11 protein-coding genes and 1 pseudogene are annotated in these 13,428 nt (G+C 46.5%); 2 read left to right on the forward strand and 10 right to left on the reverse strand.

The genetic code is table 11. The annotated features are described in order from the left end of the window. The first annotated feature begins 50 nt into the window (after window positions 1–50). On the forward strand, window positions 51–389 hold the full coding sequence (locus NYE58_RS29985) for a hypothetical protein (protein WP_341003767.1): 339 nt from the start codon (window positions 51–53) through the stop codon (window positions 387–389). Between the two features lie 207 nt (window positions 390–596). Here NYE58_RS29985 and NYE58_RS29990 read toward each other — a convergent pair whose 3' ends face one another. The 4 genes from NYE58_RS29990 to NYE58_RS30005 all read right to left on the reverse strand — a co-directional run bounded on the left by NYE58_RS29990 (window position 597) and on the right by NYE58_RS30005 (window position 4,735). Further along, window positions 597–2,069, reverse strand: coding sequence for a glycosyltransferase family 4 protein (locus tag NYE58_RS29990; RefSeq protein WP_341003769.1), 1,473 nt, complete (start codon window positions 2,067–2,069; stop codon window positions 597–599). A 171-nt stretch (window positions 2,070–2,240) separates the two neighbouring features. Next, window positions 2,241–2,411, reverse strand: a complete 171-nt coding sequence (locus tag NYE58_RS29995) for a hypothetical protein (RefSeq protein ID WP_175619029.1) — start codon at window positions 2,409–2,411, stop codon at window positions 2,241–2,243. A gap of 53 nt (window positions 2,412–2,464) precedes the next feature. After that, window positions 2,465–3,580 carry a CgeB family protein gene (locus NYE58_RS30000; RefSeq protein WP_341004315.1) on the reverse strand — a complete coding sequence of 372 codons (1,116 nt, stop codon included), beginning with the start codon at window positions 3,578–3,580 and terminating at the stop codon, window positions 2,465–2,467. Window positions 3,581–3,634: 54 nt separating this feature from the next. After that, complete coding sequence (locus NYE58_RS30005; protein WP_076098583.1) at window positions 3,635–4,735, reverse strand: CgeB family protein; 1,101 nt, start codon at window positions 4,733–4,735, stop codon at window positions 3,635–3,637. Between the two features lie 253 nt (window positions 4,736–4,988). Here NYE58_RS30005 and NYE58_RS30010 point away from each other — a divergent pair, with 253 nt between their 5' ends. Then, complete coding sequence (locus tag NYE58_RS30010) at window positions 4,989–5,741, forward strand: AAA family ATPase (RefSeq protein WP_076278170.1); 753 nt, start codon at window positions 4,989–4,991, stop codon at window positions 5,739–5,741. 325 nt (window positions 5,742–6,066) lie between these two features. Here NYE58_RS30010 and NYE58_RS30015 read toward each other — a convergent pair whose 3' ends face one another. From NYE58_RS30015 to NYE58_RS30040, 6 genes and pseudogenes are all read right to left on the reverse strand, one after another. Further along, window positions 6,067–6,981 carry a phosphotransferase gene (locus tag NYE58_RS30015; protein ID WP_076280494.1) on the reverse strand — a complete coding sequence of 305 codons (915 nt, stop codon included), beginning with the start codon at window positions 6,979–6,981 and terminating at the stop codon, window positions 6,067–6,069. 26 nt (window positions 6,982–7,007) lie between these two features. Further along, window positions 7,008–7,913: pseudogene (locus NYE58_RS30020) on the reverse strand (IS1595 family transposase); the annotation flags it as partial. A 173-nt stretch (window positions 7,914–8,086) separates the two neighbouring features. Continuing rightward, the gene (gene wsfD / locus NYE58_RS30025) at window positions 8,087–9,502 is read right to left on the reverse strand and encodes a glycan biosynthesis hexose transferase WsfD (protein WP_076278172.1); all 1,416 of its coding nucleotides are present in this window, start codon (window positions 9,500–9,502) and stop codon (window positions 8,087–8,089) included. Window positions 9,503–9,510: 8 nt separating this feature from the next. Further along, window positions 9,511–11,409 (reverse strand): LTA synthase family protein, encoded by a 1,899-nt coding sequence (locus tag NYE58_RS30030; protein ID WP_076309175.1) that lies wholly within the window; start codon window positions 11,407–11,409, stop codon window positions 9,511–9,513. 206 nt (window positions 11,410–11,615) lie between these two features. After that, window positions 11,616–12,782 (reverse strand): hypothetical protein, encoded by a 1,167-nt coding sequence (locus tag NYE58_RS30035; RefSeq protein WP_341003772.1) that lies wholly within the window; start codon window positions 12,780–12,782, stop codon window positions 11,616–11,618. Continuing rightward, on the reverse strand, window positions 12,782–13,321 hold the full coding sequence (locus tag NYE58_RS30040) for an RNA polymerase sigma factor (protein ID WP_341003773.1): 540 nt from the start codon (window positions 13,319–13,321) through the stop codon (window positions 12,782–12,784). Before NYE58_RS30040 ends, NYE58_RS30035 begins: the two co-directional genes overlap by 1 nt. Between the last annotated feature and the right edge of the window lie 107 nt (window positions 13,322–13,428).

Raw genomic sequence — 13,428 nt, forward strand, 5'->3', positions numbered from 1 at the left:
ATGCTCTAGTTGCTGGATTTAGCTCATTTAGCGGGATTTATACCGTTCATTTGGCTCTGGTTGCTGGATTTAGCTCATTTAGCGGGATTTATACCGTTCATTTGGCTCTGGTTGCTGGATTGAGCTCATTTAGCGGGATTTATACCGTTCGTTTGGCTCTGGTTGCTGGATTGAGATCAATAAGCGGGAATTATACCGCTCATTGGGCTCAGGTTGCTGGATTGAGATCAATAAGCGGGAATTATACCGCTCATTGGGCTCCGGTTGCTGGAATGAGCTCTTTTTGCGGGATTTATACCGTTCTTTGCGCTCAGCTTGCCGAATTCGACGCAGTCAAGGGCATAACTGCCTCTCTTTGCGCTCAGCTAGCCACTTTCGCCGCAATCTAGGGCAAATATGCCTCTCTTTGCGCTCAGCTTGCCGAATTCGACGCAGTCAAGGGCATAACTGCCTCTCTTTGCACTCAGCTAGCTGAATTCGACGAAATCTAGGGCAAATATGCCTCTCTTTGCGCTCAGCTTGCCGAATTCGACGCATTCGAGGGCAAATTTGCCTCTCTTTGCGCTCAGCTTGCCGCTTCGCTGCAATCGAGGCATTTACGCCGCGCGCCGCCGTCCACCGCGGCGGGCCCGGCGGCGCTTACCCCCGGCAGTGCTGCGCCGCCGGGCAGAACCTTTACGCCGCTTGCGAGCAACGCGGCGCAAAACCAACGGTCGCCCGCTTCGCCGGCGCGCCCGGGCTTTGCCGCGCCGCTTGCGGGCGACGCGGCTCGGCAGGCCCTTGCTTCGCGGCGGCAAAGCCGGCGACGCTGCGGGTAAATCAGGCTGGACAGCAGGTGGTTCCACCACCACCACGCTGTCAGCCTCGTGCACCGCAGGTGCGCTGCAATAGCGGAGGTTCCACATCTCCGCAAGACCCTGCAGGCGGCTCCGATAAGCCGCCGGACCATAGACGGCGTCGACGCGCTCCCGCGCTTGACTGCCTAGAGTCAACGCTAATCCCGGCTGCGCCAGCATGACGTTGACTCTTTCTGCCAGCGCGGAAATGTCCGATGCTGGCACGAGATTTTCGCCGCAGCCCGCTGCGTGCAGAATTTCCCGCAAGCCCCCAGAGTCGTAAGCGATCACGGGCTTTCCAAAAGCCATTCCTTCCAAAGCAGTCATACCGAAGCCTTCGCGGATCAGACTAGGAACCACTAGCACATCCATGGCGCAATAAGCAGATGGAAGACATTCAGCATAACCAACAAATTTAAACCGGGTGTACAGTCCCTCAAGCTTTACCTTGCGGACACAACGCTCATAATAGCTTTTATCGCCAGCTGACCCAATGACAACAAATTTCGAGCTTGGATGAACCGCGTGCACAAGCACAGCCATTTTCACAAAATGTTCTAGACCTTTTTCTTTGTTGATAAAAGAAGAAATATAACCGATCAGCTGTTCATGCGGTTTAACCCGCAATTCCCGCCGCCGTTCGCTCCGAAGCTTGCTCCAAGCCTCAATCATCATCTCTTTATCATTCCAAGAGGGAGGCAGCTGGATCACTTTTTCCGCTCTCACGTCCTCTGGAAAGCAAGCTGCAGCTGTTTGTGAAATAGCTAGTATCTCATCACTATTCCGATGAATCAGCCCTACACTAATAGGTGTATATTCATTGTCTGTTATCGTCTCTGATATTTTCCATATCACCGGAATGCCCAGTGACTTTGCAGCCATTGCTGGCAGAGCATGCACACAGGTACTTGTAATAACAAACGCCGGGCGCAGGGAATTCAGCCAGTCTGTTAATTCGTGATACTCCCTGCTTTCCTGGAATTTCTGAGCATCTGCCTCCAACCCTGCATAAGGAGTGTACATTCCATATAAAAGAGGAATCGAAAGCAACTGTACACTTATTCCACAGCTTCGAGCCTGAGAAGTCAGCTTGCCGTCCTGAGGCGCAACGAGAATACAATTAAAGTACGGAGAAAGCTCCTGAGCGAAAAACAACAATAGCTTCTCCGCTCCCGTAATACTGCGTGTATTGGATACATGTGAAAAGAGGACGATTGTAGCTTTGTCAGCCATGGCGTTTCGGCGCTCCCTAACGAGGGGCCTGGAGCAGCCATTCACCTCCTTAAAAAATTTACAAACTTTGCGCTAAGTTCTATCCTTCGCAGTAAAACTCTCTTTGAAAATGGTCGCTCCTGTGACTCGCAACATCGCTTCCGCTTCGCTCTAGAATCTCGTCAGTCAATTTCAATTCGCTCCCGAGCTTCGCCCCTTCACTTCCACTCTGCTCTCGAATCTAGCCAGTCGCTTCCGCTCCGCTATACAAGCCCGCTCCAGACGTTGCTTCTTTTCATCAGGCCACAGGCATAAGCTGAGGTTCGGTTCTACAGTATATCGAGGAAAAACAGATGCCGGCACGACACCTGTCCCCTGGTAAGCGCACATTTCCGTTCCATTTCCGGGCATATGACCTAGCCATAAATTACGGTTAACAGCTGGTGTATACGTTTGGTGTAGGTGTGATCCTTAAGCGTCCGTTCAAAAGCGCGCAGGGCAATCGCACGGCGTTCTTCCTCATGAGTCAGGTAATAACGGATTTTATCCATCATTTCTTGAGGGCTTGCAAAAGTCTCAATTTCTTCACCAGGTTTGTAGAAAGATCCCATATCATCTCTGGCATCCACTAATTGCAGCGTACCCGTAGCCGCGATTTCAAAAGTACGCGGATTAGGAGATACCGCCGGAATCGAAAGCGTATTGTTGTTCACTACTTCATCAATGTGCGAGCGATGGAGGTTAATGACGATTTTGGATCCGCTGTAAGCTACCGCTGTTTCCTGTGGTGACATCCACTTGCCAATCTCAATTCGATCTCCATAGAGTGCCGCCTCAGGCAGACGGTCCCACCAGATGCCGTTAATCACCGTGTTATAGTTCATCAAATCCGGAAGAATCTCACGGAAGAAATTAACCCGGTTCCAATAGGCAGAGCCAATAAAACTAACTTCGCGATTCAATGGTGAACGTGTTGTAGTTGGACGGTAATGCTCGCGGTGAGCGGCAAAAGGAAGATAATGAACTTCAGGGCAGCCAAGTCCCTTATAAAAATCAATACAATTACGCTCAAGCGTGAACACAAAATCGTAATGCGCCACAATTTTAACTGTAAAATCAGTGTAATAAGGATCATCTGTAAGCCAAATGGCTGTCTTAATTCCGCTAGCCCGAAGAACGGAGATCTGCTCAAGCGGTAAATCCATACCATCCAGCACAAGTACCAGATCCGGTCTTTGAGTGGCGGCTAACTCCACTAAGTTTTGACGCACATCTGTTATCGTGACTTGTGTGGTTAATTTTTGCAGCGCGTAGAGGACTGCATCGTCTAATGGAGAGTAGGGATATCCTTTACCAGAAGCCACATACATTACATGAATATTCCGTACAGGAAATACTTCTTCTGGCCGACCATCCAAAATCGCAAGCCGCCCCCGTAAATATCCCTCATCATATCCGCCCTTAAAACCACTCAGACGACCACGAAGCTTTTCTTCCTCTGGAGGTGTCAGTGGTAGCGGTGGTGCAGGCATAATAAATTCATTGTTGTTCATCATCATCCTCGCTCCTTTATCCCGTTATAGATTTCATACACTTGAAGCAATCACATTCAGCAAATGAGGCAAACGCGCAGTGAATGTATGGTTGCGCATGGTTGTCTGTAGTCCCCGTAAAGCGTAAATTCGGCGCTCTTTTTCATGCTTCAGATAGTACTCAATCTTCTCCTGCAATTCCTTAGCAGAGCCAAAAGTATCCAAGTCATAACCTGGCCGATAATAATTGCCCAGATCCTCACGAACATCCGTAAGCTGCATAGTACCGCAGGCACTGATCTCATAAGTACGTGGGTTGATAGAGCGTGATGGTAAACGGAAGCTATTCCGGTTATCCTGCCCCTCCTCCCACGGACGGTGAATATTAATGACTAGCTTTGCACCACTGTAATAGTTCGCAGTTTCCTCAGGCGGGATAAAGCCATTGCTAATAAAAGGGGCAAGCTGGTCATAAGTCGCAAGCCGTTCCCAGAAGCCGCCAGCGATCAGCACCTTCTTATCCTTTAGATAGGGGGCAAGTTCATCAAACAGCGCTGTCCGATTATGAAATGCATTGCCAATAAACACAATGTCGTACTTATACTGCGGTGCCGTACGGCGCGGATAGAACATCTTTGGATTGACGCAAAGCGGTAAATAATGAACGGATGGAACTCCAAAGGATTGATAAAACTCCACACAACCGAGCTCATGCGTAAAGACGTGATCATAATGCCGGCAAATCACTGAAGTATCCTCTGTAAAATAAGGATCATCCACAAACCAGATCGCAGTCCGAATGCCCAGCTTTCTGATTTCTGTAATCTGTTCTAAATGATTTTCCGGAAAAACATGCAGTCCATTCATAACCAGCACTGCCCCGGGCATCTCCCGAGCTGCGGTCTCCAGCATAGTTTCTGGAGTGCTTATCACAAGCTCACTTACAAGCTGCTGAAGCGCCTCAATTACCCCAGTATCGATTGCATGGAACCCTTGAGGAACATACATTAGCTTAAATGGCCGACAGGCTTCGACCTCTACAGTACTCCGACGCTGCACAGCCTCACACATGCCAAGACGATATCCTTCGTGATAACCGTCGCGATAATCTCGCGGACGCTTGTGTTTTCTCCTTTTCGCTTTCACGGCCTTCACCCTGCCCCGTTGTATTCTCAAGACAGTATAACTATATGCGGAGTCAGCACTCGCCTCATGGACATCTGTCATTACTAGAACTAAATTGGCAGATGTACCCTGTCTTTTGCCCGGCTTGCCCGAACCCCGTCAGATTTCATCCACTCGCTGGATGCTGTTATACTATAAAGGTCTAGCTAGAGGCACTAAACTTGTCATCTCTGTCCAATCTGTCCGAAGATGATTACTTTTTGAAATTCACAAGGGGGGAACTATGAATAACACCACGTTGTATTTGCGACACGCAGAGCTGCTGCGTGATCTGGTGCCATCCTTTCAAACCTATCCATTTCATCTGCCTGCTGTTCGAACGCTGGATCGCCTGACTTTTCAAAAACCAGTGACCTTTCTTGTTGGAGAGAACGGCACGGGCAAATCAACCTTGTTAGAGGGAATTGCTGCTGCTTGGGGCTTTAACCCTGAGGGTGGAACGCTAAACTTTTCTTTTAACACTCGTTCCTCGCATTCGAATCTTTATGAGTATTTTAGAATTGCTAGAGGGGTTAGACGGCCGAAGGACGGCTTTTTTCTGCGTGCGGAGAGTTACTATAATGTGGCTTCTTATATTGATGAGTTGGATGAACAACCCGGTGGCCCACCGATCAAAGACTCCTACGGAGGCAAATCTCTGCATGAGCAGTCCCACGGAGAGTCTTTTTTAGCTACATTCGTTCACCGTTTCGGCGGCCGCGGCCTTTATATCCTCGACGAGCCTGAAGCAGCGCTTTCCCCCTTACGTCAAATGTCTCTGCTGGTGCGTATGCATGAGCTGGTCGGGCAAGATTCACAGTTCATTATCGCAACTCATTCCCCCATTCTGATGTCCTATCCCGGTGCTGAAATTTTTCTCTTGGAGGGGGAGGGAGTACGGTCCGTCGCCTTGGAGGAAACCGAACATTATACCGTGACCAAAGCGTTTATGAACGATCGTCAAGGGATGTTGCGTGAGTTATTTGAAGATGAATAAGCATACACGACTTCGACGTCCCTTTAAGGACGGTAAGCGTTTAAGCGAGAAATATAAGGATAATTTACAACATGGAACATATAAATTCTTATATTATAGGCTATGTTAAATTCTAATGTTGATATTTGACCATAAGAAAACCGCCTTCGTTGAAAAGGCGGTTTATTGCTATCGTGTCCCGTTAGCGCAACGACTTACTCTGTTGAATTTCGTGTTCCTCAACATAAAGCGGCATCAGAGAAGGCGGATCGTACCTTATCGCGGCCTTTAAACGACAAAATGGTGCCGATAGCCATAGCCCCATAGCCGCAACGAAATAATAAGCCTAATCCGACAGTGCCCGCATGATGTTGGATTTCGCCTCTGCCGCAATTGCTTCATTCCCGTCATCGACCGCTTGCATTAAGATCAGTATGGGGATGTATACCGCGATTAGCCGCGCCAGCAGCTTCGTTTCCTCGTCCGCTCCTCCGTACGTTTCGAAAAACACGCCGCGAGCGTAAGGTGGTAAAAAGCTATAAGCAACGCTCAAATCGCAAGCCGGATGGCCTACGCTCAGATCGCCCCAATCAATGATGCCGGAAACGATCCCGTTCTCATTCACAAGCATATTTTTGAAATGAAGATCGCCATGTAGCAGTGCATTCACCGCCTCGACACGGTCCTTTTGCAGCCTGCTAATATACGCTTCGATCACACCGGACTCCTCCGGCGACAAGTGTTCAACCACCTTCGATAGAAAGCCCTCCAATTTCACTTTGCGCGATGCTATGTCCGTCAAGTTTCGATGATCTTGCTGAACTCCGCACTCCAGCGCTGCCTGCACCGGAAACTCATGCAATCTCCGCAAAAATTTCGCCAGCGTCTCTGCCGATAAAGCCCGGCGTTCTTCCGTCAAACCGATTGGGAAATCTCCTAGCACGTAGTCATAGCCAAGAAATGGTGCCGGGTATTCGTCACTTGCTTCGCCATAAAACAACGGTTTCGGATAGGGGATGGTTATATATGTCTCCAGCTTTGGCAGCAGCTTCCCTTCCATACGAATCGAACCAACTGCAATCGTTCTTCTTGGAAACCGGAACACGTACTCGTCACCGATGAGAAAAACCGTATTGTCCCAGCCCCAGCCCAATCGCTTCACTTGCTTCGATGACAGCTGAGGGAATTGTCTGCCGATCAGCGTCCGCGCCTGCTCTTCGTTAACCTCCCACTCCGCATCCCATACATTCGTTCCTCCCATGAATTGTCTGCCTCCTCGTTCCTTACGTTATTTAGATGTTTACATTCCCTAAAAGTGAAGCGATCCATCCATTTCTTCAAGCGGCTGTGGTAGCTGTTTACGTTTTGGATATGGTACACGCCTTTCACACGTTGTTTTCCGTCGGACTTGAATCGGTAATGAGTCATGCCTTTTGAATTCGCATAGGAGCTAAATGCCCTCCATAAATCAGTGCATAACACGTTTGAGTCAGATAGATGACCACCAATCGCTTCGTCTAATTTTGTAATCCGAATACGTCCACGCCCAAGTACGCCAGAGTAAGGCATTTTCTGACGGTCACGGGCAACCAGCACGCACACTTGATCGTGGCTTATACCACGATATTTCGCTTTGCCGCCACGTTTACGTGGCTTGCGTTCGGTAATATTCCGCTCGCCCTTTTCCGAGTAAAGAAAGTAGGTCTCGTCCATTTCAACAATATCTTGAAATGCTTCGGTTGGAATCTGCTTCAGAGCGGAAAGAATCTTATGCCGCCAGTAAAACAAGGTGACATGCGTGACTTCATCGTTTAACTGCTCTGCACATTTTCTCAGAGAAAAGCCCTCAATCATGCATTCGATAAAACGAACCCACATATGAGGTCGCCTCATTCGTTGCAGAGGGGTGTTCGTAAGGTCATTGAATGTTTGGCGACAGGACTTACAACGGTAACGTTGACGTTTAACCTCTCCAGTGCGTGTTCTTACAGCCTACTTTCCAAATCGAACAACAGAATCGTTTTTGCAATGCGGGCAAATAAGTCCATATTTATGCTTCTGCTCTTGAATTTCATCAATCGCTCGAACTGGAAGTGCCACTCCCTTGGTTCGGGACTGCAAAAAGTAGATAAGTTCTCGCTTACCATTATCGTCCAACGTATCAGCAAGCTTTTTCAGTTCCTTTAAATCCATGGGCAAATCATCTCCGAACAGTTATATCGCCCTTATTATAGAACGCTTGTTCTTAATTATGAAATATCAACAACAAAGTTTAACATAGCCATATTTTTAAAAAAACAGCAGGTCTCCAAATCGGAAACTTGCTGTTTGCTTTGTGTTATTTTGTGTTTGATAGGTGCTTGAAATTAGCGTCTCGCAATCCCCGTCAGCTTGTGTACAATCCATCCAAACATGACTACAACCATCATATCGAAGCACACATTAAACAAGAATAAATGCTTACCGATGTCAGCCCTTCCGTCCCCAAGAATCGGAACCAAGAAGGAGAAAATCCCTATTAGCCCTAGCAGCATCAGCAGCTCGCCGGCAACTTTGCCACGAATATCTCTGCTGCGGAAATACTGGAACAAAGCTCCCGCAAAATACACCAGATAGAATATGGAGAGAAATCCGAGCGTATGCGGAATATGTTTATTTTTGAATTGGCTCCATGCACTGTAAGTATAGGATAATGCACCTGCTGGTTTATTCTCGCTTTTCTCGTAGTTTCCTAGATAATACGGGCGAATCGCCATGCTGTTACTCGCAGCATATTTCATATTATCTATCAACCGGTCCGGATGCTTCAGATAGAAGAACAATACATCTTTATGAGATACACGGTCATAGAAGTCCGGAACCAGCGAAGGATCATTCTGCTTAATCACTGTATCGGTCTGAAAATAATTTGTACCCGCCAGTACCTCCAGCCGCTCCGGCAATCCGAGATCCTGCAAGTCTCCCTTCACATCCGGCGATTCGTTTAAAATCCCAAAAAACACCGTTTGATACAGATTAATATGCTTCAGATCTTTTGGCGCTGCCACATACAAAACGATGGATACAAGAAAGATGGCAATCGAAAAACGTAAAGCCAGCTTCCTCCATTTGCCCTCTCCGTCAAGCATCATAAACCGCAAGAAAATCAGAGCAAAGGCAATCCCAATGGGTGCATTCTGGATTTTGGAGGTGACCAGAAACAGAATTGCGATAAAAAACAAAGTTAATCCTTTAGTGGTTGGCTTCTCTTGGCTGGTTAATCTTAATCCTAATGCAAATGTCAGCAGCATAAACACCATCGACACTGGTTCTCCAAACAAGGAGTTGAAATAGGCCACATACCCGATATCGTAAAACACAAATAAGATAGCTGCTCCCAACAGCAGCCCTGTAACATAAGAGCCACGAGCATTATACTTCACCAGCAGCCAAGTTGCCGCCAGTAAAAGAAGCCCATAAACTGCACCCAGCAAACGAACATCAAAAAAGCTGCCATGGATGAGCCCGCCGATCAATCTCGGCACAAGTACTATAAAAATCTGTGAGGAAGGATAAAAACCTCTAAATAAATTTTCATACGCAAAACTGGAATGACTAAAATTGAAAAACTGGTCGGCATACGATGCTCCAGTGTCATAGTAGTTCAGACCGATGGTATTCATCATACGCAAAAAATCTCCGTTATCGGCAACACCAATAAAAGGCCCTACGAATAGCAAATAAATAATGATACCGCAGCCGGCAAGGCCTACGAGATACTCCGGTTTCCAGAACTTTTTCATGATTCCCCCTATCTCTGTGGTAACAGCTTCACATATTCGTCGGACAAATTCATTAGCTTCAAAATATACTCATAATCAGTCTGATATTTTGTGAAATCCGATACTGGCTTAAGCGTATCCAGCGACACAGCTTTACCATCAGCAAAATCTTTACCAGGCACATAGAGAATATCATCATTAAAGAAAGAACCAGAAGGCAAATAATACCGCATTCCTAACACATTACGATCAATGTTCAAGAGATCATGACCAAATGCTGTATAACCTTCTTCTTTTAAAGAAACCCCCAATAGGTTAGCTATCGTAGGAAGAATATCCAACTGTCCACCTGTTCTCTCTACTACCTTCCCTTGCTCCATTCCTGGTACATGTACAATCAATGGAATATTAAAGCGACTGATCCGGGAATCGTATGGAATCCCCAACGCACTTTCTACTTGCTCCGGTGGCACATCCTGCGGCTGCAAGCCAAAATGATCGCCATACATCACCAGCACAGTGTTATCCCACATTCCATTTTTCTTCAAACCCTCTATTAAAGTTCCAATGGCATAATCAGTATAGTTAATAGCAGTCAAATAATCGCCAAGCATCGTGTTTTTTAACTCATCAGGCACTGAGATCTTCTTAAAAGAGTCCGGAATTTGGAAGGGATGATGGCTGGACGCCGTCACCATTTGTGCGTAGAAAGGAGTTCCTTTCTTCTGCAGCTCTGCCAATTTCTCGACACCCGTAATATAAAGCTGTTCATCGGAAGCACCAAACGCATTAAAATGATCATTGGTAAAATAATCTTTATCATAATAGCCGTTAAATCCAAGTGCAGGATATAGCTCATTCCGATTCCAAAAGCCCACTTGATTCACGTGAAAGGTGTACGCCTCATATCCTTTATCTCTCAGCAGACGTGGTAGGCTCGGCAGTTCTCTGTCCCCGAATCCAGTGGACATTGCCAAGGTCCCGATTGGATAAATCGACGTGTTGCTCATAAATTCAGCGTCAGAAGTATTGCCCGGACCAATCTGCTGGTAGACATGGGGGAAGTAAAATCCCTCATCTGCCAACTTGTTCAACACTGGAGTCAGCTCTTGACCCTTCAGGGATTGATGCAGCGGGAAGTTTTGGAAAGCTTCCATTTGGATGACAATTACATTTTTGCCCTTTTGGGAGCCGAAATACTCAGGTGCTGTGCCCGCGGCCTTACTACTATAAGGATAGGAAGCTTGTAGCTCATCAATCTTCGCGATGGTATCCTTAATATCTCCGGTTCCAATGAGATTGTTATCTTCCTTGACCTTAATTGCGGCAACGACCTCATAATTCAGGAATCCGGCACTTTCTGCCTGCACAAGCTCATTTGTAATTCCCCGCGCAGAATTGACAGAATTGGCCGATAAAGCAAAACCTCCAAGAATAGCCACCAGAATCACCATCATATGTGCCAATCGTGTGTTCCGGGAGCTGAATCGCTCACGCTCACGCGGATAGGCTTTTCCATGCTTCCATCTGCGGATCAAGACATAGATTGCCATGATCACAAAATCAGCGAAAAATAAATAATCAATAGTCTGTATCGTTGATTCTACGCTTGCCTTCACTTGAAACACCTGATTCAGTTCATATAAAGCCAGATACGTAGGAACAGAACCAAAGTGATTGAAATATACACTGGCTGCGAACAGCAGCAGCGATAATATCCCGTTAAATGTCCAATAGACAGCTGTTCTCACCCGCGAAGGAGTAATGACCGTCAGTATCCCCATGATGAAGAGGACTGGAGCAACATCTGCTGCAATCCATTCCCAAGCAATTCTATCAAAGAACAGCACTCTCAGCAGGAGCAGCTTCAACCATAGCAGCAGGACAACAATATAGAACTGAGCTCGATTCGGCCCGTGCTTTTTCACGTTTTAATCCCCTCTTACCTTTTCATTTGTTCTGATTATGAACTCTATTCATCTTTTCTGTAAAATATCAGATTGTTCTAGTATAACAATACTTACTTTTTTTATCAAAAATGTGCACCTTTCGCTCCCACTACAAATAGGGAAATCCCACGCCTTTTCGGCTGTGGAACCTCCCTATTTAAGCCTATTATGTTATGACTTTCAATCTAAGACTGGCTTGCTGGCAAATCCTCTTTTACCTTCCAGATCGTTAAATCACTATCATAATATACAGTGATCTCAGGACTGCCAAGCTTATGAAAGGTGAGATTCCCGGGCTCCTGATCTCTTTTAAGCAAGCTATATCCGCCCACATCAGCAACGCTAAATATCTTAGTCAGCAGAGGTGCTGCCTTCTCACGTAGGCGATCCCCATCAATTAGAGACAACTCCCGGTCTAATACCGTTAGTTGTTTGGGATCTGTTTTATCACTAGCACGAGGATTTGTATCACTAATCTGCTCAATCCTTCTAGTAACAGTATCGAACGTAACCGAAACCTTTGATCCGTATTGCAGCGTAAGCGTATCCTGATCCTTGTCCATAGCCCGAAATACTAAACTAAGCTCTTCATCACCTCCGTTACCTCTCAACACCTTCAATGCCTCTTCCCCAGCTTGACGCATCTCTTCTGATACCGCCGAGGCCTCAAGCGTGGCTGATGCGTAATCGAATTCACCATTCACAAATCCGATACGCCATTTCTCCGCCCTAAAGTTATTCTCAATTTTCACGCCAGAATGTTGTGTAACATCATATTCAACGTATCTGAGCACTTCATAAGCTGAATCATTCGCATAACCCAGTTTGCCCTTGATCTCTTCCGCACGGGTTTTCATTTCAGCGTCGATCTCTGCAGCTGTCAGAATCGTACTCATCTTCGTTTGCACCAGTTCTCCTGTCTCATAATTGATCCAGATATATGCGGAGTCCTCACCTTTCTGGTAAGAGTAAAATATCTGCTGTTGCTCCTTAAGCCATTCCCGGTGATCTAGCGGATAAGTCTTTCCAAGTAAACTCTGCATCACCTGATCTGCGTTCCGCTGTAGCTCAGCCTCCGTGAAATGCGACGAAACCTCCGTTTGCGCAGGGTTGCTTGATTCATTACCGAGGAACCTTCCGTTCAGAAAGAATACACCTAAGCCCAACAATACAATAAAACTCGCCACAGCCAACAATTGCACAGGCAGTCTTTTTCCTGAGTAAGATTTCGCTCCCTGTTGATCTTCTTGAATTTGGCGAATGACGTTGTCTGCATGCCTCATAGTAAACTTTTCATTTCCAAAAGGTCCTTTTCGGGCCTGAGCATACCATTCCGGTTTATGATCCTCCATCATTCTACCCCCTTTAATTTGTTCTGAATTTTTTGCCGCGCTCGGTGCAATCTTGATTTTACCGTTCCGTGACTCAAGTTCATCAGTTCAGCTATTTCTTTTATAGAGAGCTCATATTTCAAATCCAGGACCAATATTTCGCGCAGCTTTGGAGGCAATGCCATAATTAGACCCCATATCTCACCAATGGACTGATTACCCAAATACTCCATCTCCGCAGATCGGGCTACGCCAAGAGGTTCGATAGTTTTTTCCCGCTGCTCCACATCAACCGTGGACAATGGCTGTACACCACCCCATAAGCCCGAACGAAAAAAGCGCGATTTCCGGTGCGAAAAAACAGTATTCCTGGCAATCGTAAGCAACCATGCTTTAAATGAAGAATTCCCCCGGTACGTTCCAATCCGGTAATAACATTTAATGAATACTTCTTGAGCCAGATCATCGGCTTGTTCAGAATTTTTGGTAAGATAATAGATATAATTCCATATATCCTCTCCGTAACGGCTCATGATTTCTCTTAGTTGCTGTTCATTCATCGTCTCGCTATGCTGAAGACCTTCCAGTTCCAATTAGCTTCACCTCACTTAATACGACCTCATAAAAGGCACTTTAGTTCCCTTATGTTCATATTTTCTCATAAAAA

This window comes from Paenibacillus sp. FSL L8-0708 (assembly GCF_038009325.1).
Lineage (GTDB): Bacteria > Bacillota > Bacilli > Paenibacillales > Paenibacillaceae > Paenibacillus_AQ > Paenibacillus_AQ odorifer.